At 47.7% G+C, this 24,147-nt stretch carries 20 protein-coding genes; 17 read left to right on the top strand and 3 right to left on the bottom strand.

Annotation, left to right across the window (positions count from 1 at the left end; genetic code table 11):
* Positions 1–10: 10 nt before the first annotated feature.
* On the bottom strand, positions 11–358 hold the full coding sequence (locus tag MKX40_RS20790) for a YugN family protein (RefSeq protein ID WP_017687430.1): 348 nt from the start codon (positions 356–358) through the stop codon (positions 11–13).
* A 210-nt stretch (positions 359–568) separates the two neighbouring features.
* Between MKX40_RS20790 and MKX40_RS20785 the strand changes: the two genes are divergently transcribed.
* From MKX40_RS20785 to MKX40_RS20750, 8 genes are all read left to right on the top strand, one after another.
* Positions 569–1,738 (top strand): M20 family metallopeptidase, encoded by a 1,170-nt coding sequence (locus MKX40_RS20785; protein WP_339235709.1) that lies wholly within the window; start codon positions 569–571, stop codon positions 1,736–1,738.
* Positions 1,739–1,929: 191 nt separating this feature from the next.
* Positions 1,930–3,624 (top strand): DNA repair helicase XPB, encoded by a 1,695-nt coding sequence (locus MKX40_RS20780; RefSeq protein WP_339235706.1) that lies wholly within the window; start codon positions 1,930–1,932, stop codon positions 3,622–3,624.
* Positions 3,625–3,660: 36 nt separating this feature from the next.
* Entirely contained in the window at positions 3,661–5,382 is a 1,722-nt protein-coding gene (locus tag MKX40_RS20775; protein ID WP_339235704.1) for a helicase-associated domain-containing protein, read from the top strand.
* A gap of 152 nt (positions 5,383–5,534) precedes the next feature.
* Positions 5,535–5,972, top strand: a complete 438-nt coding sequence (locus MKX40_RS20770; protein WP_339235702.1) for a YlbF family regulator — start codon at positions 5,535–5,537, stop codon at positions 5,970–5,972.
* Positions 5,973–6,002: 30 nt separating this feature from the next.
* The gene (locus tag MKX40_RS20765) at positions 6,003–6,266 is read left to right on the top strand and encodes a YlbG family protein (RefSeq protein ID WP_095290540.1); all 264 of its coding nucleotides are present in this window, start codon (positions 6,003–6,005) and stop codon (positions 6,264–6,266) included.
* Between the two features lie 165 nt (positions 6,267–6,431).
* Entirely contained in the window at positions 6,432–6,869 is a 438-nt protein-coding gene (locus MKX40_RS20760) for a hypothetical protein (protein WP_017687436.1), read from the top strand.
* Positions 6,870–7,012: 143 nt separating this feature from the next.
* Positions 7,013–7,936, top strand: coding sequence for a selenium metabolism-associated LysR family transcriptional regulator (locus MKX40_RS20755; RefSeq protein WP_339235699.1), 924 nt, complete (start codon positions 7,013–7,015; stop codon positions 7,934–7,936).
* Positions 7,937–8,006: 70 nt separating this feature from the next.
* Complete coding sequence (locus MKX40_RS20750) at positions 8,007–8,876, top strand: PHP domain-containing protein (RefSeq protein WP_339235696.1); 870 nt, start codon at positions 8,007–8,009, stop codon at positions 8,874–8,876.
* A gap of 141 nt (positions 8,877–9,017) precedes the next feature.
* Here the strand turns inward: MKX40_RS20750 and MKX40_RS20745 are convergent, their stop codons facing one another.
* Together MKX40_RS20745 and MKX40_RS20740 are read right to left on the bottom strand one after the other, a co-directional pair.
* Positions 9,018–9,464, bottom strand: a complete 447-nt coding sequence (locus tag MKX40_RS20745; RefSeq protein WP_339235693.1) for a GNAT family N-acetyltransferase — start codon at positions 9,462–9,464, stop codon at positions 9,018–9,020.
* A 384-nt stretch (positions 9,465–9,848) separates the two neighbouring features.
* Positions 9,849–11,621 carry an NFACT RNA binding domain-containing protein gene (locus MKX40_RS20740; RefSeq protein WP_339235691.1) on the bottom strand — a complete coding sequence of 591 codons (1,773 nt, stop codon included), beginning with the start codon at positions 11,619–11,621 and terminating at the stop codon, positions 9,849–9,851.
* Positions 11,622–11,977: 356 nt separating this feature from the next.
* Between MKX40_RS20740 and MKX40_RS20735 the strand changes: the two genes are divergently transcribed.
* The 9 genes from MKX40_RS20735 (at position 11,978) to priA (ending at position 24,070) form a co-directional block, all read left to right on the top strand.
* Positions 11,978–14,836 carry a cation-translocating P-type ATPase gene (locus tag MKX40_RS20735; RefSeq protein WP_339235689.1) on the top strand — a complete coding sequence of 953 codons (2,859 nt, stop codon included), beginning with the start codon at positions 11,978–11,980 and terminating at the stop codon, positions 14,834–14,836.
* 182 nt (positions 14,837–15,018) lie between these two features.
* Positions 15,019–15,852, top strand: a complete 834-nt coding sequence (gene dapF / locus MKX40_RS20730) for a diaminopimelate epimerase (protein ID WP_036614947.1) — start codon at positions 15,019–15,021, stop codon at positions 15,850–15,852.
* Positions 15,853–16,064: 212 nt separating this feature from the next.
* Complete coding sequence (locus MKX40_RS20725; RefSeq protein ID WP_339235687.1) at positions 16,065–17,954, top strand: bifunctional homocysteine S-methyltransferase/methylenetetrahydrofolate reductase; 1,890 nt, start codon at positions 16,065–16,067, stop codon at positions 17,952–17,954.
* Positions 17,955–17,973: 19 nt separating this feature from the next.
* Positions 17,974–18,873 (top strand): YicC/YloC family endoribonuclease, encoded by a 900-nt coding sequence (locus MKX40_RS20720; protein WP_076211386.1) that lies wholly within the window; start codon positions 17,974–17,976, stop codon positions 18,871–18,873.
* A 51-nt stretch (positions 18,874–18,924) separates the two neighbouring features.
* A complete protein-coding gene (locus MKX40_RS20715) occupies positions 18,925–19,185 on the top strand; it encodes a DUF370 domain-containing protein (protein ID WP_006209218.1) in 261 nt (86 codons plus the stop codon).
* Between the two features lie 13 nt (positions 19,186–19,198).
* Positions 19,199–19,771: a guanylate kinase gene (gene gmk, locus MKX40_RS20710; protein WP_017687445.1), complete on the top strand. Its 573-nt coding sequence runs from the start codon at positions 19,199–19,201 to the stop codon at positions 19,769–19,771.
* Between the two features lie 158 nt (positions 19,772–19,929).
* Positions 19,930–20,142, top strand: coding sequence for a DNA-directed RNA polymerase subunit omega (rpoZ, locus tag MKX40_RS20705; RefSeq protein ID WP_036614619.1), 213 nt, complete (start codon positions 19,930–19,932; stop codon positions 20,140–20,142).
* 139 nt (positions 20,143–20,281) lie between these two features.
* On the top strand, positions 20,282–21,517 hold the full coding sequence (gene coaBC / locus MKX40_RS20700; RefSeq protein ID WP_339235684.1) for a bifunctional phosphopantothenoylcysteine decarboxylase/phosphopantothenate--cysteine ligase CoaBC: 1,236 nt from the start codon (positions 20,282–20,284) through the stop codon (positions 21,515–21,517).
* A 3-nt stretch (positions 21,518–21,520) separates the two neighbouring features.
* On the top strand, positions 21,521–24,070 hold the full coding sequence (gene priA / locus MKX40_RS20695; protein WP_339235682.1) for a primosomal protein N': 2,550 nt from the start codon (positions 21,521–21,523) through the stop codon (positions 24,068–24,070).
* Positions 24,071–24,147: the final 77 nt, after the last annotated feature.

The raw sequence follows: 24,147 nt of genomic DNA, 5'->3' as shown, positions 1-24,147 counted from the left end.
TTGGCCCAGCCTATGCTTCCAGCAGTTCTTTAAGCTGCTGTAATTTTTGGGCTGCCAGCTTCACGACTGGTTGAGGAACGGAAGAGTCATAGTCCAGGCCGTGAGGGAAGGTGGCTTTGCCAAGGTACACTGCTTCAACAGCAAGAACGGTATCCGGTTTTTCCAATTTGCCTTCCACGGCGCGGGTATTAATGCGTACAAAGTATTCTGAGTTGGTTTGTTCATCTTCAATTTTGTAGTCGTATGTAGCACGGTAATATTCCCATTGCCACCGGACAAATCCGACTTTCTCGGCGCTCTCATCCAGGTATGCCAAGTCGCTCTTCAAGCCATCCAAGCCTGTATTCTCAAAAATCATAAGCGTTTGATCCTCCTCATAAGCTTCCGAGTATAATTTCTCGAGTATTTCTCTAGTTCATGATAGTATGTTTCCCCTTCCCGTGCAAGCTTTCCAAGGGCGTTTCGTATCGGTTTTCTTCCAATTCTGCTACAATATACAGCAATAGGTTCGAAGAGGCAGGTTCGGGCTTGATATAAGTCCCGTTCAAGATTGAAAGGGTGGAGAGACATGACTAATAATATATGGTGGGAAGATCTGCAGATCCACATGGTGGAATGGCGGCGTCACCTTCATCGCAATCCAGAGGTTTCCTTTCATGAGGAGAAGACATCCTCTTTTGTAGCGGATATGTTGGAGAGCTTTGGCGTTGAAGTAAGGCGTCATGTTGGTGGTCACGGGGTCATTGGTACAATCCGTGGCGACAAGCCGGGTCCTGTCGTCATGCTGCGAGCTGATATGGACGCACTGCCGATTCAGGATGAAAAGAATATCGAGTATGCTTCACAACAAGCAGGAGCGATGCATGCATGCGGCCACGATGGTCATATCTCCATCTTGCTCGGTACGGCATTGTATTTCAGCCGTCACAAGCAGGAGATTCGAGGCGAGATTCGCTTTTTATTCCAGCCAGCAGAAGAACTGCTTCCAGGCGGTGCAGTCCAGGTTATTGCGGATGGTGCGCTTGAAGGTGTAGATGTCATATACGGAATTCATCTGTGGACTCCGCTCCCTGTAGGTGTGGTTGCCAGTAAAGCAGGACCAATGATGGCGGCAGCGGACGATTTTTACATTGAGATCAAAGGCAAAGGTGGACACGGCGGGATGCCGCAATCGACAATAGATAGTCTTATCGCCGGTTCTGCGCTTGTGATGCAGCTTCAGACGGTTGTCAGCCGTTCGGTGGATCCCTTACAACCGGCGGTGCTGACCATTGGCACTATGCAGGCGGGATCTGCTCAGAATGTAATTGCAGAGCAATGTAAAATGAGCGGTACAGTTAGAACATTTGATGAAGAGACCCGAAACGTGATGAAAGAGCGTGTGCTTACCATGGTAGATCAGACAGGGGCAGCCTATGGAGCAGAGACGCAAGTGAAATATATTATGGGATATCCACCTGTGGTGAACGATGAACAGGAGACAACACGTTTCTTCAGGGAAGCTACAGAGTTATTTGGGGCAGAACGAGTACAAGCCTCCCCGATGCTGATGCCAGCGGAAGATTTTGCGTATTATCTGCAGAAGGTTCCAGGGTGCTTTATGTTTGTTGGAGCAGGCAACCCGGATAAAAATGCGATCTATCCGCATCATCATCCGATGTTTGATTTTGACGAAGACGCGATGCAGACGGCCGTGAGATTATTTATCGCCATGGCTAAGGGTTACACAGCCGAATGACTTTAGATGCAGTTGGGCATCCTGTTCATACCGAGGTATGGGCAGGGTGTTTTTTTTATGGTTTTTTTTAGAGGTTGTTCAATAAGTCCACTTTTCGGTACTGAAATAAGACTTGTTGAACTCGCAATTATACAGGTTCATTTTCGGAAGCAGCCGGAACTGGACTTTTTTTTGATAGGAGGAAGGCGCGAATGGAAGGAACAGAACATATGGGTAGAACGGATGCTTGCATTGTTCAGCGAGATTTTACAGTTTTGCTGGAAGTCGGCCACCCCGGATTCGAAAGGGCAAGAGAGCAGCTTGGGATGTATGCTGAACTGGTCAAGACACCCGCAGCATTTCATACCTACCGAATCACTCCGCTGTCGCTCTGGAATGCAGCTGCGCTCGGATGGAATTCAGATCAGGTCATTGCAAGTCTGGAGCTGGTATCGCGTTGGAACGTGCCTGCTGCACTGATACAGGATGTTCGTAGAATTATGGATCAGTATGGCAAATTAAAGCTGCATTCCGAAGCAGATCACACCAGAATGCGCCTTTACAGTGAGGATGAACGGTTGCTCGATGAATTAAGTGGATTGAAAACGATAGCTGCCTTTCGTATGGAACGTAAGGACGCTCATCAACTTATGCTCCCGGGAGAACAGCGAGGGTTACTAAAAAGGGAATTAACACGACTGGGTTACCCCGTACTTGATTATGTGGGGTATCGGAAGGGAACCGAGCTTTCATTTGAATGGCGAACCAATGATTCAGGGGCTCACTCTGAGCGATTTGCACTGCGTTCTTACCAGAAAGAGGCTGTGGACGCATTCGAAGGCAGTGAGGGCATGGGAGGAAGCGGGCTACTTGTACTTCCTTGTGGGGCAGGCAAAACGGTCATTGGCATGGCCGTGCTGGAGCGGCTTCAATGTGAATGCCTTATTTTGACGTCCAATACAACGTCTGTGCGACAGTGGATTCAGGAAATTCAAGACAAAACCACGATCACCAGCGAACAGATTGGTGAGTATTCAGGTCAGAAAAAACAGGTGAAACCTGTGACTGTAGCTACATATCAGATTCTTACACACCGGAAATCAAAAGATGCTGATTTTACCCATATCAAACTGCTCAGTGAGCGGCAATGGGGGCTGATCATATATGATGAAGTACATTTGCTTCCAGCGCCGGTGTTTCGTGCAACTGCGGATATTCAAGCTACGCAAAGGCTGGGATTAACAGCCACGTTGGTTCGAGAGGATGGCTGTGAACAGGATGTATTTTCGTTAATTGGTCCGAAGCTCTATGACATGCCGTGGAAACAACTGGAGCAGCAAGGCTGGATTGCTGATGTACAATGCCAGGAGATACGTATCCCATTCTCCCCGGAATTAAGATCGAATTATCTGCAAGCCGAGGTTAAGCATCAATTTCGATTGGCTGCAGAGAATCCGGCGAAAGTACGTGTGGTTAAGCGTTTGCTGGAACGTCATCGGGATTTACCTGCACTAGTAATTGGACAATATCTGGACCAACTAGAGTTGATTGCCCGGGAAATTGAAGCACCTTTAATCTCCGGAACCATGTCACAGCAGGAGCGAATCAAATGGTTTGGCGCTTTTCGACGTGGAGAGATTAAAACGATTGTTGTATCCAAGGTTGCCAATTTTGCTGTAGATCTGCCCGATGCTGCTGTTGCGCTTGAAATATCCGGGAGTTTCGGTTCAAGGCAGGAAGAGGCACAGCGGTTGGGACGAATTCTGAGACCGAAAGCGGGGGAAAATAAAGCATATTTCTATGCGCTGGTATCGAAGGATAGTAAGGAACAGGAGTTTGCATTAAACCGTCAGATGTTCTTGGTGGAGCAGGGATATGAATATGCTATCGTTCATGAGAACGAATAGCCCATTTATACTCGCGAAAAGAGGAGGGATTGGGAAATGTCTTCATCTGGACCAACAAATGAACCTGTGGTACTGAACCTTGATTCATGGTCAAAGCTTACTTGGGTGGAACAAAAAGTACTTGGTGCAATTTTTCACAAACATGTTGGTCAGCCTTTTTCCTCCCTCATGCCGCGAGAACAATGGGCCATCGAAGGACTAAGTGTCGCAGAAGCCAATTCTTCCTTCGCCCACCTTCGGCAGCAAAAATGGATCGAATCTGTGCATAAGAGTTGGGGGGAGCGACTATTCTATATTCCTGCTTCACTGATCGAGACATTGACTATTGCTTATGCGCAAAGAGTGGGCATAACCGTCAAACAGGGTATAAATTTTGCTCATGTAATACAGGAGGGAAAGTCGGATGTTGCTGGAGAGTTACTTCATCTGATTGCTTGGATCGGAAGAGAAGGACTTCCTTTGACAGGTAAAGGCACTATACATAAGAAAAGTGTTCAAAAATTAAGTATGATCACGGTGTTATCTTCGACAGACTTTGATGGTTTGGGTATCCGATATGAACATTCGGAGTTGTATCCGACCCACGTTGCCATTCTTCTTGATCTACTTCTTAGTCTGAATCTGGTTCAGAAGTCAGATGGGCGAATCCAGATTCAAGATCATCAATTAAAAAAATGGTTAGGGCTATCGTGGACACAGATGCATCGGGAAATATATCAAGCGTGTATGGAAAGATACGGAGAAGTTGAACCCGCGTTACAGCATTTTCGTTATCAATTGGCAGTGCTTGTTCCAGAAAAGAACATATGGTGCCGTATAGCGAATTCTGAGCTGAAACCACGAATTATGGGCTGGCTCTATGCCCTTGCTGGGTGGGGTTATGGTGAAGTTGGAGAGGATCAATCGGGAGATCTGGCATTTCGTTGGCTGATCGACCCGCAGAGCCTTTTATATCGAGAACGAGAGATGGTAAGTGAGACGGAACCGAGTGGATTTTACATGCAGCCTGATTTCGAAATGTTGGTGCCACCGGAAGCAAGGCCTGATGTGATCTGGATGCTGGAGCAATGCGCAGAACGGGTAACGCATGACCGGATGTCCGTCTATCGCATGACAAGAGAACGATTCGTTTGGGCCTTAGCCAAAGGGCGTGGATTACGTGAAATGATGGAGTTTCTGGATCAATATGCCCTGACAGGCATACCGGAGAATGTACGTATTGCGTTGGAAGGGTGGGGAAGGGAGACGGTTGCTGCACCGTTGACTGTAGAACGGAAGATGGAGGCAACGGAGGCAAGTACAGGTACCGAAGCGCCTTCGAAATTATTAGAAGAAGATGTGTTGACCGATGTATATGCTTCTTCTTTCTACACACCCGATAATCAAGGACTGGTTGATGTTCCTGAACTTCTGCATGGGTTGGAGCGTGATCATTCTGTCATTGAGAAGAAGTTCTCTCTGCTCGGATTGGAGGAGATACCGGAGACCTGGTACAAGGAGTGGCGTCGATATCATAGTTCAACCGCACGACAGATTGCTGCCAAAGCCATTGAGTGGCAGACCAAGCTGGGGATACAGCAGGAAAATTGTACGCGATACCTCATTCCACACCAGGTAGAGGGCCATGAACAATGGACTTTAAGTGGTTGGTACATGCTGGATTCAAATGAACATACATCAGAGACGGAATGGCGTACATTCTCCCCGTCGGAGTGGGATACAATGCGTCTTATCCTGCCTGATGATGTTACAACCTGACTGTTTTTCGTGAATATCAGGTTGAAAGGCGAATTTTAAAGCTCTCGCTATTTCTAATTGCAGGAAAAACTCTTCTTAACTATTCATGGATATGCTATGATGGGGTAGTCTACGTTAAGTAGAACTTTATATATAGATAGGATGAATATTTCATGAGCGTAGCGGAAATGAACACGGTCGATATGGCCCAAGTGTTAACGGGCGCATATGAACTGGGCGACATGATTAACCAATCTGCCGAAGTATCGGATTATTTATATTGGAAGCAGCAAGTCGAGACTTCCCCTGAGATTCAGATGGGGATTCGGAAGCTGAATGCCAAGAAGGAATTGTTTGAAGAAACACAGCGTTTCGGTCATTTTCACCCGGATTATCATGCAGCGAAAGACCAGGTGAAGGCTCTGGAACAGGAGTTGGAAAATTTCGAGGCGGTGGTCCGCTTCAAACAGGCAGAGAAGTCCCTGGATGATATGTTATTCCAGATGTCAGAGACCATTGCATTCGCAGTGTCAACGACCATTAAGGTACCGAGCAATGATCCGAATCCGAAGGGCGGCTGCGGTAGTGGCGGCAAGTGTGGTTGCAGTTAAGTAATCATTATAGAAGGGCGGGGAACGATGATGTTTGCGGAAAGGACAGGATTCATTATTTGGGTCAGTGATTTGAAGGCTGCCCGTAATCTCGAAAAATATGGCACCGTGCATTATATCTCCCGCCGTATGCATTATGTGGTCATGTATGTTAATGCAGAACGGGCAGAAGATACGATGAAAAACGTGAAGCGACTTTCCTATGTGCGCAAGATCGAACGATCGTATCGTAATGAGATCAAAACTGAGTATGCCAGCAAAACCATGGACAAAACGAGCTTTTACGGAATATAGACGAGAAACTGGAGGGGCCCCTTGGGGTCGCTCTTTTCTTAAATTATGCACAAATGAACTTTAGTGAAAAAAAGTTACACTTACGCCTTGAGGTTGCGGGACTAATGTTGTAATATATTTGGTAATAAATAGATAGAAAGTCCTATCTGGTGGAGAGTGATTCCCATGCGTGATAAGGTGATGCAACGTTGGAGCACCTACGAGCCGTTTTTCGTGGCTCTTGGAGACAAGAAAGTGGCCGACATCGTCATTACCCATCATGCCAAGATGCGGTATGCAGACCGTATTGAGCCTGCACGTAGTGATGATGACCATATTGCGGCGTGGTTATGGGAGTGTCTGAAGCAGGACCGTATAACACCATACTACCGTAATGAACAGGACGTCTACCTGATTGATGAGGATCTGGTGGTGGTCGCCGAATTTTCCGAACTTGAAGGGGAATATGATATTGCGGGCAACCCCTTGCACAAAATGATCGTAGTTACGTTTCTGGGACGAATGTCGGAGACCATTGAATTAAGGGACCTGAAGTCATACTATTCATGGTTAAGACACTCAAGAAGAATGACGTTGGTCAAAAATAGCCGTAAGCATAAGTAAGTTGATTAGATTCAATATGAGATTCAATATGTTGAAATCATAGATTCAAGTCGTATCGCATGCAGACAAGCTGCATGCTTTTTTTGTTGCCAAGCGGGAAATCGGCTACAATATAGAGAGTGTAATCGAAGAGGGGCGAAGATATGAATTTTCACCAATTGCATATTTTTTATACGGTAGCAGAGAAAGGAAGCTTCTCGGCTGCTGCACAAGCATTACATATGACTCAACCGGCAGTGACGATGCAGATTCAATCATTGGAGGACTATTTCGGGACCAAGTTATTGCATCGTTCCACCAAAAAAATAGAATTATCCGAGGCGGGTCGGACATTATTACCTCATGCCAAACGAAGTGTAGAACTGGTTAGACAGACGGATGAAGCGATGTCAGCGTTTACCCAAATGTTACAGGGCCGACTCCAGCTTGGAGCTAGTTTAACGATCGGGGAATATGTACTTCCACGCATGCTCGGACCTTTTGCACTTCAATATCCGGATATTTCAATCGTCATGAAAGTGATGAATACAACGCAAATTATGGATGATATCTTAAAGCACCAGCTTAATTTTGGTCTGATTGAAGCGCCAGTACACCATCCGGACATGATTGTAGAGCCTGTCATGCAGGACGAGCTGAAACTGATTGTACCTGCCGGGCATGATCTGGCTAAGCGTAGCAAAGTGAATATTGAGGATGTCATGAATTATCCCTTTGTGCTGCGTGAGAAGGGCTCAGGTACTCGTCAGGTGATGGAAGACCAATTGCAAAAGAAAAAGATTGATCCACAGGATATGAATGTTGTGATGGAACTTGGCAGTACAGGAGCGGTAAAATCAGCCGTGGAGGCAGGGGTAGGCATTACAATGTTATCTCCTTCTTCCGTGCAGCATGAACTGGCTCTGGGACTTGTTCATATTGTGGATATCCGAGGACTTGAATTCAAACGGCAATTCTATGCCATCCATCTAAAATCGTCCTTGTTGCCCCTGTCGGCAGTGGCTTTCCTGAATTATCTGCGCCAACAGGAGCAACCTGAGCCGGAGTCCAAGACGGGGAAGGCATAATCGTTCGCACCATTAATGATAGATAAGATGTAATCACAAACCACTTTTGGAAAGAAAGGAGTTGTTGTACATGAATCAAAGCAAAGGACGCTGTGATCTGCATACCCATAGTCAGGCATCGGATGGAATGCAGCCACCTGCTGATAATGTGAAGCTTGCCAAACAAAAAGGGCTATCGGCGGTTGCTCTAACAGACCATGATACAGTTGCTGGTGTAGCGGAAGCACAGCAAGCGGGAAAAGAGTACGATATTGATGTTGTTGCCGGAGTGGAGATCAGCACTCGGGCTGGCGGAAAAGACATTCATGTGCTCGGATATTATGTGAATACGGAGGATGAGCCATTCCTGCAACGGTTGCGCGGATTACGAGAAGCGCGAGATGAGCGGAATCATCTGATTATCGCGAAGCTTCAGGAACTTGGGCTTGATATCAGCTGGCAGGAAGTACTGGATGAGCTGGGACGGCCACTAGAGCCTGACGAGAGTATCGGCAGACCTCATATGGCTGATGTGCTGGTGAAGAAGGGATATGCGGTTGACTTGCGGGATGCATTCGATCGATACCTTGCTGAAGGCAAGCCTGGCTTCGTATCTGTACCCCGCGTTGCGCCGAAGGATGCGTGCAAATGGATCAGAGCCGCAGGTGGAGCCGCAGTGATTGCCCATCCGGGCCTCTATGAAGATGATGAATTGGTACGGCGTATCATCGAGGATTGCCGTCCAGATGGACTCGAAGTGTTTCACTCAGACCATGAACCGGAAGATGAGCGCAGATACGCCGAGATGGCTAAGGGTTATGGGTTAATCGAGACTGGCGGATCAGATTATCATGGGGAACGGCAAGGTGTCGTTTTCCACGGGGATCTGGGTAGCAAGACCGTAACGGTTGATGTGTTGGAAAGGCTGAAGGCAGCTGCTTCCCGGCAAAGGGGAGTATAATTTAGACAGGTTAACACTTTATCTGGCTTTGAGGGTTTTCTGCTTATTGAGTACATTTTAATATTGTAGAAGTAAAGGACATGGATCATGCTAGGCATAAACCTGCATGTATTCATGTCCTTTTTTTGTGCCAAAAAGAGTCTATGTAATCGAATAGTTGACCCAAGCGCCGCGTGTAGCTCCAAGACGCTCGAATAATTGTTGTGCTCGTTCATTAGTCACGGCTGTGATCCAGGACATATAAGCACACCCATGTTCACGTGTATATTGCTGGCAGTGTGCAAATAACTTGGCTTCTGCTTCGCCTTCTCTGAATGCTTCCGTAACAAATAAATCATTCATGATTGCGACACGCTCTGCTTTCATTGTGCTGTAAGTGAAGAACAGGGTGGCAAATCCGATAAGCTCCCCGTCCTGCTCTGCCACGAATTGAGCACCGATCTGCTGATTACGCAAGTTGTTGATCAAAAGCTGGATAGATTGATCACCGGGCCAGGGATTATTGTAGAATCCCACCACATAGTCATGCATTAATGCAGTTAGTGATTTTAGATCATCAGGTTGAGTTTCTCTGATATGTATGGTCATGGTACACTTCCTTAACTATAATTTTTTTCGCGAGAGTTGAATTATTATACATTTTAAAGAATTAATATTCAACAAAAACGATAGATAAAGATGAAATTCACATTAGTATTGAAACAATTTTGATGCATCCACAAAAATCCCCTGAACCGTTATGGTCAGGGGATTCTGTTTTTTTTACTGTTACATTTCTATATAAGTGGAACTAATCATTTACACGATAACGGAGAGGACAGAAAAAACCTGAAAAAGCGAAGCGTTCGCCTTTATCCCCGGATTTTCCCCTTTGAAAAAGGGAATCGAAAAATCTGGGGATAACAGCGATTGGAAGGTTGTTCTGTCATCGTAGTGTTAGTGTAAATAATCTTTAGTTCAACTTATATAGCCTTATCCATTTTTAATCGTGGACGGCAAGCTCTTGATCAATTCATCATTTGGCGTGACAAACAAGGTCTTTTGATGATCATAAATGACAAAACCAGGCTTCGCACCACTTGGTTTGCGTACATGACGGATAAACGTATAATCCACAGGCACACTGCTGGACTCCTTGGCTTGGCTGAAGTAGGCAGCAAGCTGTGCTGCTTCTTCCAATGTAGCTTCACCAAAGTCCGTACTGCGAATAACGACATGTGAACCTGGAATGTCTTTGGTATGCAGCCAGGTGTCGTTGGAAGAAGCGAGGCGATTCGTCACGTACTCGTTCTGGAGGTTGTTTTTGCCCACAAGAATATCAATTCCCTCTGAGGAGGTAAACTGGTGTACGGTCGGACGATCACTTTTCTTTTTCTTTTTACCCTTTTTATTACGGTCACGAAGGTATCCTTGCTGCACAAGCTCGTCTCGTATTTCCTCAATGTCGTTCATCGATGCAATGGATAGCTGCTGTAACAGGTTATCCAGATAGTCAATTTCGTCTTTGGTTTTGCCAAGCTGCTCATGAATGACAGCCAGACTGTTTTTGTATTTGTTATACCGCTTGAAATAACGTTGTGCGTTGTCAGACGGTGTGAGCAACGGATCAAGCTGAATGGTAATGTTGGCTTGGTCTTCGTCGTAGAAGTTCACAAGCTCCACGCTCTTGTCCCCTTTGTGGACCTGATGCAGGGAGGCAAACAGCAACTCACCCCATAGTCTGAACTTGTCCGCATCGTCTGCTTCCAGCAGATCCTTGTTCAGGTTGTCCAGCTTTTTGATATTCTTGCTTCGCTCATTTTGCAGAAAACGGAGCAGATCACTTACTCGCTGTTTAACCGTATCCCGTTCAGCCTTGTCTCCATAATAATCTTCCATGCACTTGCTCATCGTGTCATACGTTTTCTCCAAGTCTTGAATGCTCTCAAGATGAACGGCGGAGAATATCATTTTGCCTTTGGCGTTCATTCCAGTTACAGGCGTGTAGCGATGATCTCTGACAGGACCCATCACGGCTTCAAAAGCGTTCCAGAGCGCATCAATCTCAACTCGGCTCTCACCCTCAACCACAGCCTGAGTGTTCCCTTTGCCTTCAGCAGCAATCCCACGGGCAGCAATCTCGCCAGCAATTAACGGGCTAAGCCCGCTAAAGGAGTTCACAAGCCAGCGTGATGCCTCTTCTTCAACGGCTTGATAGCTGTCCTCGAATGCTGTACGGCTCACTTCGAGCGGATTACTCTTATGTTGCTCAGGTGGGGCAGTATACGCGAAACCTGGCATGATTACCCGGTAGCTGCTGATGGACGGAGTCACATGATGAATGCCATCCAGAATCGTTCCTGTAACGGGATCAAGCAAAATAATGTTACTGTGACGACCCATTAATTCAATGATGATCCGTTTAACCGAAACATCCCCCAATTCGTCGCGTTGGCGCACATCGATGTGGATGATACGTTCCATGCCAATCTGACGGATCTCCTCAATGATTGCACCTTCACAGTGCTTGCGGAGCAGCATGCAGAACATGGGTGCTTCCGTAGGATTAAGGAATGTTTTTTCCGTAAAATGCACACGGGGATATGTTGGGCTTGCCGAAACAAGCAATTTACTATTACCGCGTTGAGCTCGCAGTGTGAGAACTACGTCATGACCATTCGGCTGATGGATTTTGCTGATACGTCCACCAATGCAGCCTTGCAATTCATGAACAATGGCCCGTGTTACGATGCCGTCCAATGCCATTTTTTCCACTTCCTCTCTCTATCGAGCACCTGCATTTGTCATGCGCAATGCTTCATCTATATAACTGAAACGTGCAACCAGATATGTAAAAAAACAAGGACCGGATGCAGATTCTTCGTTGCTTACCTGTTGAACACTGAACATGGTACTGCGCAGAACATCGCAGACCTTTATTTTAGCCTATTCTGTCCATCAGGGAAAGGATTCACCTTCCGGGTGCTAATCACAGACCTGTCCGAATACATATAGAGCAGGTAGTTTGTCCGGCATTGTGTACAGCCTGTCGACCAGCACGCCGGTGAAGCATGTGAGCTTATTTAGCAGATGAAATACAGACTGGGAGGGAAACATGAAGCATGGAACATACCAAGTGGCATCAACTTAGTGATGAAGAGCTTCGTAACACTCTTGGCGTCAGCCCGCAGGAAGGATTGACGGATGAAGCTGTAGCAGAGAAGAGGAAAGTGGTCGGTTCGAATGAGCTGAGCGAGGGGCAACGTATATCTCCGATTACATTGCTCTTGAATCAGTTCAAGGATTTTATGGTGCTGGTGTTGATGGGAGCAACGTTGGTATCCGGATTGCTGGGTGAGTATCTGGATGCGGTAACGATTGTGGCCATTATCGTACTGAATGCCATTCTGGGGTTTGTACAGGAATTCCGAGCTGAACGATCACTTCGTGCATTAAAACAGTTGTCTGCACCTCTCGCCAAAGTGCTTCGTTCAGGCCAGGAAGTACACCTTGCAGCCAAACAACTTGTCCCTGGGGATATCGTCATGGTAGAGAGTGGGGACCGCATTCCTGCTGATGTGCGCTGGCTGCAAACGAACAGCCTGGATGTGGAGGAGTCTGCTCTTACCGGGGAATCGGTTCCCGTAAGCAAACATTGCCTTCCGATTGCCGATGAGGACGTTCCGCTTGGTGATCAGAAGAATATTGGTTTTATGGGCACCATGGTCACTCGTGGTACGGCCAAAGGTGTGGTTATCCGTACAGGTATGGAGACGGAGATGGGCAAAATCGCCGATCTGATCCAGAATACGGAGGAGCAGGAAACACCCTTACAGCACAGGTTGGAACAACTGGGCAAAATTCTGATTTTTGTCGCATTGGGATTAACCATTATGGTTGTCGTCGCCGGCATATTGCACGGACAACCAGCCGTTGGCATGTTCCTGGCAGGGGTCAGCCTTGCGGTGGCTGCCATACCAGAGGGTCTGCCGGCCATTGTAACCATTGCACTCGCACTAGGCGTGCAGCGTATGATCAAACGTAAAGCCATTGTACGCAAACTGCCTTCTGTCGAAACCCTTGGCTGTGCATCCGTAATCTGTTCGGACAAGACAGGTACGCTCACTCAGAACAAGATGACAGTAACGGATGTATGGCTGGAGGGTCGCAGCATCAAGGTTACCGGGGATGGTTATGCACCTGAAGGGCAGATGCTGGAGAACGGCCGAACGGTGGAACTGAAGAGTGACCAGTCGCTACGCAGAATGCTTCAGATTAGTGCGCTATGCAACAATGCAAGTATTGTGGAGACCATTGCAAACGAGTCTGGAAGCAAGAAAAAGGGCAGGGATAACAAAAAGGACGGCAAGAAAAATACCAAAAAAGATGATTTCCAAGAAGAAACGGTTAAGCGAGAAAATGTATTCTGGGAGTTGAAGGGAGATCCGACGGAGGGGGCGCTCGTCACACTGTCCTCCAAAATGGGGCTTACTCCTGCTGGCCTCAAAGAGCTGTATGCCCGGGAGCAGGAGTTCCCGTTTGATTCGGAGCGCAAACGCATGTCGGTCCTGGTTCATCATCAGGGAGGTCGAATGATCTACACCAAAGGTGCACCGGATGTGTTGATCGGACACTGCAGTTATATTTTGTGGGAAGGCAAAGTCGTACCTTTCACTGGAACGCTGCGGCAGAAAGTGATGGCAGCCAATGAGAGCATGGCAGGCGCGGCACTACGTGTCCTCGGAATGGCCTACCGCGAAGTGCGGCCGGAAGAAAAAGTGGCTGACGAACACGCCGCCGAGAGTCAGCTTATATTCGTAGGACTTACAGGCATGATTGATCCGCCACGTCGTGAAGTGCGCGATGCAATTGCAACATGCCGCAAGGCGGGGATACGAACTGTCATGATCACAGGTGATCATGGTACAACGGCAGAAGCGATTGCTCATCAACTCGGGATTCTTCCACGCGGTGGCGCTTCTCTAAGTGGTCAGCAGCTGGCAGGCATGACGGATGAGCAGCTGGATAAACAGGTAGAGGGCATCTATGTGTTCTCAAGAGTGTCTCCTGAACATAAGCTTCGCATCGTGAAATCATTGCAGCGCAAAGGACATGTCGTTGCCATGACGGGGGATGGGGTGAACGACGCTCCTGCGATTAAAGCGGCTGACATTGGGATCGCGATGGGCATTACAGGAACGGATGTCACGAAGGAAGCTTCGGCGCTTATTCTGAGTGATGATAACTTCTCGACGATTGTGGCGGCCATAGAAGAAGGTCGTAATATTTATGAGAACATTCGTAAGTTTATCCGTTATTTGCTGGCATCTAACGTGGGTGAGATTCTAACCATGTTCTTTGCGATGATGATGGGCTTGCCACTGCCGCTTGTACCTATTCAGATTCTATGGGTTAACCTGGTGACGGATGGTTTGCCTGCAATGGCGCTCGGGGTAGATCAGCCGGAAAAAGATCTGATGGAACACAAACCCCGTGGTGCCAAAGAAAACATTTTTGCCCGCAGACTGGGTTGGAAAATTGTCAGCCGGGGTGTATTGATTGGACTATGTACACTCGGAGCGTTCTGGCTTACCCTTCAGGCTGCGCCGGATAACCCGGGTCAATTGATTAAAGCACAGTCTGTGGCTTTCGCTACACTCGTATTGGCGCAGCTCATTCATGTCTTTGATTGCCGCAGTTCGCGCTCCATCTTCCATCGAAATCCACTGCAAAACAAATATCTCGTTCTTGCCGTGATTTCATCGGTTGTACTGATGCTGGTTGTCATGTACGTTGAACCGCTGCAGCCGATCTTTAAAACCGTACCGCTAGGTTTGCGTGAATGGGCAATTTGTATCGTTGCTGCTGGCATTCCAACGTTCCTTATGGGCGCGGGCAGCGTGTGGGGTGGTCGTCGTAACCGCCGCCGTATGGGTGGTTCTGGACGCTTCGTACCGAAAAGTACAAAGTTTTCAGCATAAAATCAATACCTTTTCCTTACCCATTTCGTTATGCTATCCTCAAAATGATTCGAAGCGGCAGCTTTGGCATTTTGCAGGATAGCTTTTTTGTGTAAACGTTGAATATGAATTTCTATGGTAATCCTGTAGAAGAGCAAGAATATAGCTTTGGCAGCAGACTGCCAAAAGGAGTGGGCAAGATGATGGAATTTACGAAAATGCATGGACTTGGTAACGATTTTATCGTTGTATTTGGTGAAAAGGAGCTTCCGGCAGATGCTGCAGAATTGGCTGTGAAATGGTGCAACCGTTTCTTCGGCATCGGTGCGGACGGCCTGGTCTATATACTGCCTTCGGAAAAGGCGGACTTTCAGATGCGCATCATGAACTCGGACGGATCGGAAGCAGAACAGTGCGGTAATGCCATTCGCTGTGTATCCAAATATGTATACGATCATGGTCATGTTAACCAGGAGCAAATTACCATTGAAACGATTGGTGCAGGGGTACAGCCTGTGAGTCTCAACATTCGTGATGGTAAAGTGGAAACGGTTCGTGTGGATATGGGTGAGCCGATCCTGAACGGTCTTCAAGTGCCTACAACAGTGGATGCCAATCCGGTGGTTGATCACTACATTGAAGCGAACGGACATGCGTTCAAATTCACTGCCGTATCCATGGGTAACCCGCATGCCGTTATCTATGTTGATGATGCTGTTAATTTTGATCTCACGACGTGGGGCCCGCTTCTTGAAGTACATCCCATGTTCCCGAAAAAAATCAATGTGGAATTCGCAACAGTTCGTGACCGTGGATATGTGGACATGCGTGTATGGGAACGTGGAGCAGGTCCAACACTTGCTTGTGGAACCGGGGCTTGTGCAACACTGGTATCCTCTGTCCTGAATGGACATACAGATCGTACAGCAGTCATTAGCCTCAAGGGTGGGGATCTCCACATTGAGTGGAATGAAGCTGACAATCATGTGTACATGACTGGACCGGCTGAAGTTGTTTTCAAGGGAATCACTTCATAATAAGAAAACGGTGTAACCCAAGAGGCCTGCGGGCCTCTTTTTTTGTTAAAGGACAGTGCGTGTCTCCTGTACAGAGACATATTGGGTGTTATGTGGAAAGAAAGTCCATATGAGCTGGATATTCAACAAAAACCTGTGTTTTTCTTCGTTTTTTAGCGTTTTTTGTGTTACATTAGTATGAAAATGATCACAGCTAGGCGGGGGGAAAAGGGATGAAGGCGGATTTGCGCAAAGTTATGCAGGAACGAGTTCTCATTGGAGATGGGGCCATGGGAACCTATCTGTACCAAATGGGATTCCCGGTAGGGATTTCATATGAAGAGTTAAACTTGATTTCACCTGAAGTAGTGGCAGAAGTACATCGCCGTTATCGGGACGCAGGTACAGAGATATTTGAAACGAATACGTACTCTGCCAACTATGACAAGTTGTCCAAGTTCGGCTTGGAGTCCAAGGTGGAGGATGTGAACCGGACCGGCGTTCGTATTGCCAAAGAGGTGGCTGGAGCTAACGGTTATGTTCTTGGTGCAGTAGGCTCTATTCGCGGAGGCAAACGGACAAACGTCTCCACAAGTGAACTGAAACGCTTTTATCAACAACAGATCTTTGCACTGCTTGATGAAGGCGTGGATGGTATTCTGCTTGAGACCTTCTATGATATCGAGGAAATGGATATTGCCCTTTTGCAAGCGCGCAAGCTAAGTGATCTACCCGTGATTGGGCAGTTCGCGGTAGAGGATGTAGGACACACACTGGACGGATACACAATGCCCGAAGCATTCCGGATCATGCGGGAGCAGGGTGCGGACGTGATTGGTTTTAACTGTCGCTCAGGTCCAAATGGAATTATGCGTGCCATGGAAACCGTCTCCGGACGTATTGGTATTCCAATGTCTGTTTATCCGAACGCGGGTGCAGCAGATTATGTGGATGGTCAGTTCCGTTATGGTGCGACTCCGGAGTACTTTGGTCAGACTGCAGTGCAATTTGCGGAACTCGGTGCCCGAATTATTGGCGGATGCTGTGGTACAACGCCCGATCATATTACCGCCATGAAAGAGGCGCTCGCAGATTACGTACCTTCGCCTATTTTGGAGCCTGATCCATCAGAATCCAAACCGCGTATTGTACTGCATGAGCATGTGGATGAGCGCTCCGGACGTGGAGGCCAGCCTACGATTGTTGATCTGGTCAAGCAGCGTCACACGGTCATTGTTGAACTTGATCCGCCGCGTGATTTGGACATTGCCAAGTTCATGAAAGGTGCCGAGACCCTAAAAGCAGCAGGAGCAGACGCTCTGACACTGGCCGATAATTCATTAGCGGTTACACGAATGAGCAACATGGCGCTGGGTCACCTCGTTCAGGATCGCACGGGTCTCCGTCCATTGGTGCATATTGCCTGCCGTGACCGGAATCTGATTGGAACGCAGTCCCACATGATGGGGTTTGATGCTCTGGGCATTAATCACGTACTGGCTGTGACAGGTGATCCTGCAAGATTTGGCGATCTGCCGGGTTCAAGCTCGGTATACGATCTGACCTCTTTTGAAATCATACGCATGATCAAACAGTTGAACGACGGTGTGGCCTTCTCGGGTAAACCGTTGAAGCAGAAAGCTGGCTTTGTTATCGGAGCCGCATTTAATCCCAATGTGAAATATTTGGATAAAGCTGTACAACGTCTGGAGAAGAAAATTGCCTCTGGTGCAGATTACATCATGACTCAGCCTGTCTATGATCCGGAGTTGATTGTGGCAATGCACGAAGCGACCAAACACCTGGATGTGCCTATTTTTGTAGGTGTAATGCCACTGGCAAGTGGACGGAATGCAGAATATCTGCACAACGAAGTTCCCGGAATTCAGCTTTCGGATGAAGTGCGTTCCCGTATGGCAGGTCTGGAAGGCGAAGAGGGCCGTGCGATGGGGGTAAAAATTGCCAAGGAACTGCTGGACGTAGCAACAGCGCATTTCAAAGGCATCTATCTTATGACACCGTTTATGTTCTACGGCATGACGGCCGAACTGACTCAATACGTATGGGAGAAGTCGGAGCATCAATGTCCTACTTGTTTCAACCCTAATAATCAATTACAATAGTAAAACGGATGTGATGCCGATGTCATTCAGTATGACCGGATACGGTCAATCCGCCTTTCATTTTGGCGGCTATAAGGTACAATTAGAGATCAAATCTGTTAATCATCGTTATTGCGAAGTGATGATGCGTCTGCCAAGAGAGTGGACGTATTATGAAGACGGTTTGAGGAAAATCGTACAGAGTCGTTTGAAACGTGGGCGGATTGATGTTTATGTAATGAAAGAAAAAGAGGAAGACCAGGCTCTTCCCGCTGTTCTGAATGAACAGACGGTCAGGGCCTATCTGCAGGCTGCAGAGCAACTGGAGACCCAATATGGAATGCAGGGCAAACCAAGTATTGTGGATATGCTTGGGCTGCCGGACGTTATGGTTCATTCGGATGGGACAAGTTCCATTCCCGAAGAGCAGAAGGACGAATGGGAGCGAGTTTTGCAGGAAGGATTGAAAGAGGCACTGTCCAGCCTTGAACAGATGCGCGCTCGCGAGGGTCTTCATCTGGCCAGTGATCTGGAACGGCGTATTACCCGTCTGGAGTCACTGCATACCGAGATGCTTGATCTTGCACCGACTGTGGTAAGTGATTATCGCAACAAGCTAAGACAGAGGCTTACGGAAATGCAGGAAGAAGGCTCTTTCCCTTTTGATGAGCATAAATTGGGTATGGAAATTGCAATGTTTGCCGATCGTTCTAACATAGAAGAGGAGCTTACGCGTCTACAGAGTCACTTTGGACAGAGCAGGGAACTGCTGAAAAGTGATGAGCCCGTAGGTCGTAAGTTGGACTTTCTAATTCAAGAGATGAATCGGGAAGTCAATACGATTGGATCAAAAGCCAACCATTTGGCTCTGGTGAATCGTGTTGTCGAAATGAAGGCAGAACTGGAGAAGATTCGTGAGCAAGCTGCGAATATCGAATGAACAGCCAAATTTCGGCAAAAGAGTCGCATGTATAGGGGGAAGAACCTGATTATGGCAATCAAACTCATTAACATTGGATTCGGTAACATCGTATCGGCGAACCGGATTATATCCATCGTGAGTCCGGAATCGGCGCCGATCAAGAGAATTATACAAGAGGCAAGAGATCGTCACATGCTGATTGATGCAACGTACGGAAGACGTACTCGTGCCGTAATTATTACGGATAGCGATCATGTCATTTTGTCTGCAGTTCAGCCTGAGACGGTCGCCCATCGTCTTTCTTCGAAAGATGATGATAACGACGAATAAAATGGAGTGTAATATGTCTAAAGGATTACTGGTAGTGTTGTCCGGCCCATCTGGGGTCGGGAAGGGTACGGTATGCAGCGCTTTGCGCAAACGGGTGCCGGAATTGATCTATTCCGTATCGGCGACAACCCGTCAGCCTCGTCTGGGTGAAGAACATGGTGTGAACTATTTCTTCAGAAGTCATGAAGAGTTCCAGAACATGATTGCTGAAGATCAATTGTTGGAACATGCGGAGTATGTCGGTAATTATTACGGAACACCGCGTGATTTTGTAGAGAAAACGATTAACGAAGGCCGTGACATCATTCTGGAGATTGAGGTTCAAGGCGCGTTAAAAGTGAAAGAGAAATTCCCGGAAGGAATCTTTGTTTTCCTGCTTCCTCCTTCATTGGACGAGCTGAAAGATCGCATTCAGGGCCGTGGTACCGAGAGCCAAGCGACCATTGATCACCGGATGTCCGTGGCGGTCGATGAGATCAGTCTGCTGGAGCAGTATGATTACGCTGTTGTTAATGATGAAATTGATTTGGCGTGCAAGAGAATAGAAAGCATCATAATCGCCGAACATTGTAAGATCAATAAATAATCCCTTTTGCCGCTGCAGAATGCGATATAAGTGGGGCAGTTGTCATATCATGTACTGAAGCACTCCCTTCGGGGAATGCCTGGATGAGAAGACATGCCACATCCGTTCTGTCAGGCGGCAACTTGCGATTATACTAATGCGAAGAGGTGTTTGTTAATATGCTGTATCCTTCTATTGATGAAATGATGAACAAAGTCGACAGCAAGTATTCCCTTGTTGTTGCTGCTTCCCGCCGGGCTAGACAGCTACGTGAAGGTGAAAAAACGGATTTAAGAGGTGCGAGATCCCATAAACAAGTTGGCGTTGCACTGGAAGAAATCTATGGAGACCTGCTCGTTGTCATCAAAGGACAGGACGAAGAAGAAGAGTAAGCCGCCTGCGGCTGCTCTTCAACTGCATACGGCGTAAGCCGGATTAATTGACAACCGCGAGGTTGTTATTTTTTTACGAATAAGCATATTTCAATGAACTCATTGTTTAGATGTCGTATAAATATCGGGGGAAATAAACATGTTGAACGGTAAAAAAATCGTGCTTGGTGTGACAGGCGGCATAGCCGCATACAAAGCAGCAACATTATGCAGCAGACTGGTGCAAAAGGGTGCGGATGTTCATGTCATTATGACAGCTTCCGCTACACAGTTTATTACCGAATTAACGCTGCAAACGTTAACCCGAAACACCGTATATACCGATACATTTGATGAGCGTGAGCCAGCAGTCGTATCTCATATTCATCTGGCTGATCTGGCTGATCTTGTTCTGGTTGCCCCGGCTACCGCCAATGTGATTGCCAAGATGGCACATGGCATGGCCGATGATATGCTCTCAACAACGCTGCTTGCCACGACAGCTCCTGTCATGATTGCTCCAGCGATGAATGTACATATGTATGATCATCCAGCGGTAAAGCATAATATGAACCTGCTTGTTGAACGGGGCGCCATGATGATTGAACCGGGTGAAGGTCTGCTTGCGTGTGGATATGTAGGCAAGGGCCGTCTGGAAGAGCCGGAGAGCATTGTGAATGTGGTGGAACGTTTCTTTGAACAGCGCGAGTCCGCAGACCGTACAAGGAAAGAACAAGCTTCACTATTACAAGGCAAGAAGGTAGTTGTTACGGCTGGAGGTACGATTGAGCGAATTGACCCCGTACGATACATTACGAATGATTCGTCTGGCAAGATGGGATTTGCCATCGCTGCAGCTGCGCGTGATCTGGGGGCCAACGTGAAATTGGTCATGGGCAATACACAAGCCAAGCCGCCAGAGAACGTAGAGTTGATCCCTGTGCAGTCAGCACAGGATATGTATGAAGCCGTAACACGCGAGTGGGACGATGCTGATATCGTGGTTAAGGCGGCGGCTGTTGCCGATTATCGCCTTAAGGAAGTTTACACCGAGAAGATCAAGAAGAAAGGCGACACGTTGTCGCTCGAACTTGTTAAAAATATAGATATTCTTGAAACGCTGGGCAAACAGAAAACCCATCAGTTTTTGATTGGTTTTGCTGCGGAGACTCAGTCCGTTGAGATGTATGCACGTGAGAAATTGGAACGGAAAAACTGTGATCTGATCGTAGCCAATGACGTAACCCACACGGGTGCAGGATTTGGAACAGACACCAACGCGGTACATATCTATGACCGGGAAGGTTTGGTGGAGGAGCTACCAGTGATGGCCAAGGACGATGTGGCTCATCGGTTGCTCCGGATTGCGGCGGAGCGCATTGCCGGGAGGAATTAGGATATGGAGATTGCCAAGGTCATTGTCGATGTTCCCGTGAAGGATACAGACCGGCCGTTTGATTACCTGGTACCTGAATCGATGAGGGAATGGATCGAGATTGGCAGCCGGGTGGGTGTACCTTTTGGACATCGGACGGTGCAGGGATTCGTGATTGATCTTGTGCCGCGTACCGGAGAGGAAACATTCAAGCTCAAGCAGATTCAGGAGTTACTGGACATTGTCCCCCCATTGTCAAAGGATTTGGTGGAGTTGGCTGAATGGATGAGTGGGCGTTATGCCAGTAACCGGATTCTGTCTTTGCAGGTCATGGTACCGACCGCATTGAAAGGAAAAGCAGAGCGATACATCTCGCTGGGAGATGCACTTGATGGACAGATGGCGGGTGCACAACCGGATGATGAGGTGTTATTTGTTTGGGGAGAAGAGTCTACGAACGAGAAAGTGCAGCAGGATATCATCCGTTTTGTCAAAAGTCGGGGTCAGGTACCGTTGCAACAATTGAGTCGAAAATATCCCAATCATGCTGCACTAATTAAGAAACTATTACTTGGTGGTGTGCTGCTTGAGAGTCAGGCGATCAAGGACAAGCTGAATAAAAAAACAATGAAATCCGTTGATCTGGCTGTAGATATTGCTGCTGCTCAGGAAGCACTTGCTTCATTCCCGGCGAAAGCACAGCGGCAGAAGGAGATTCTGGCTTTTTTGCTGGAAATGAAAGAGCTGCTGCCCATGCCGATGAAAGAAGTGTTATCCACACTGCAGGTATCGGCGGCGACGATGAAGGGACTTGAGGAAAAGGGATTAATCGTCACCGAGGACGTAGAGGTCTTTCGTGACCCTTATCAGGGCAGGAAGTTCCAAGCAACGGAGCCGCTGGTTCTGACCGATGAGCAAAAGCATGTCTACAACAATATCAATGGCCGATTGCAGGAACAACGCCACGGGGTATTTTTGCTACATGGTGTCACAGGCAGCGGCAAGACGGAAGTCTACCTTCAAACCATTCAACAATGCATCGAGCAGGATCGGCAGGCCATCGTACTGGTCCCCGAGATTGCATTGACACCACAGATGGTGGAACGTTTTAAAGGGCGATTCGGCGACCAGGTTGCGGTCATGCACAGTCGTCTGTCCGGCGGTGAACGTTATGATGAATGGCGCAAAATTCGTGAGGGCCAGGTGAAGGTTGCGATTGGGGCGCGTTCAGCCGTATTTGCTCCATTCAGTCGGCTTGGGTTGATCATTATGGATGAGGAGCACGAGACTTCCTACAAACAGGAGGAAACGCCGAAATATCATGCCCGGGATGTAGCGGTTAAAAGAGCACAGCAGCATCAGGCCGTGGTTGTTCTGGGTTCAGCAACACCTTCGCTGGAAAGTTACTATGCGGCACGCTCGCAGAGTAACGATGATTTTGCACCACTCTTGCTGGAGATGCCAACACGTGCACTGGGTAACAAGCTGCCCGAGGTGCGAATTGTTGACATGCGCGAGGAGTTGAAGGATGGTAACCGCTCCATGTTCAGCAGGGCTTTGCACAAAGGGCTGGAGGAGCGCTTGGAGCGTGGTGAACAGACGGTGCTTCTGCTGAATCGCCGGGGATATTCGACCTTTGTCATGTGCCGCAGTTGTGGATATGTAGCAGGTTGTCCCGAATGTGATATTTCACTGACGTACCATCAGCGCTCCAATAATCTCCGTTGTCATTACTGTGGGTATGCGGAAGCCGCTCCGGAAGTGTGCCCGGATTGTGGAAGTGAGCATATTCGATACTTTGGTACAGGTACACAACGGGTCGAGGAAGAGCTTGCGAAGCTCTTTCCGGGTATTCGGGTCATACGGATGGATGTAGATACAACAACGGAAAAAGGGGCTCACGAGAAGCTACTGAAACAGTTTCGTGAGAAAAAGGCTGACGTATTGCTTGGCACCCAGATGGTTGCGAAGGGGCTCGATTTCCCTGATGTGACTCTGGTTGGCGTGATAACAGCGGATTCAGCATTGAATTTGCCTGATTTTCGTGCTGCCGAAAAAACGTTTCAGTTATTAACACAGGTAGCTGGCCGAGCTGGTCGGCACCAATTGCCTGGTGAGGTGTTTGTTCAGTCCTATACGCCGGAGCACTACTCTATTGGCCATGCGAGTAAGCATGACTATGTATCGTTTGTACGTGAGGAACTGCTGCATCGTCGTAATTTGCAATATCCGCCATACTGTCGCCTGATTCTGGTGACCTTTTCGCATGAGCAACTTCCGGTGTTGATTCGTCTTGCCGAGAACTACACGCGGATACTAAAAGAGAAGGCTAATGCGGCCGGATGGCTCGGCAGTCTGGATCGATTCAGTAATGAGGCCTTTGATGTATTAGGGCCGGTAGCGTCCCCGATTCCCCGGATCAAGAATAGATACAGATTCCAATGTATGATAAAATGGCGGGGGGATGTAGACGCCATAGGACTCGCTCTGGCAACAGCCCGACGCATGGACGATGATGTTCAGGCGCAAAAATTGCTTATTAGTCTGGATGTAGACCCGCAAATGTTAATGTAAGCATTTTGCAGCAATGCGGATGTAAACAAGCGGTATAAACATAGATTAAAATGAATACCCCAAAAATACAGAATATC

Origin of the sequence: Paenibacillus sp. FSL R5-0517 (assembly GCF_037974355.1) — a bacterium.
Taxonomy (GTDB): Bacteria; Bacillota; Bacilli; order Paenibacillales; family Paenibacillaceae; genus Paenibacillus.
The sequence above is the reverse complement of the archived record's forward strand: the minus strand, read 5'-3'. Positions and strand labels throughout refer to the sequence as shown.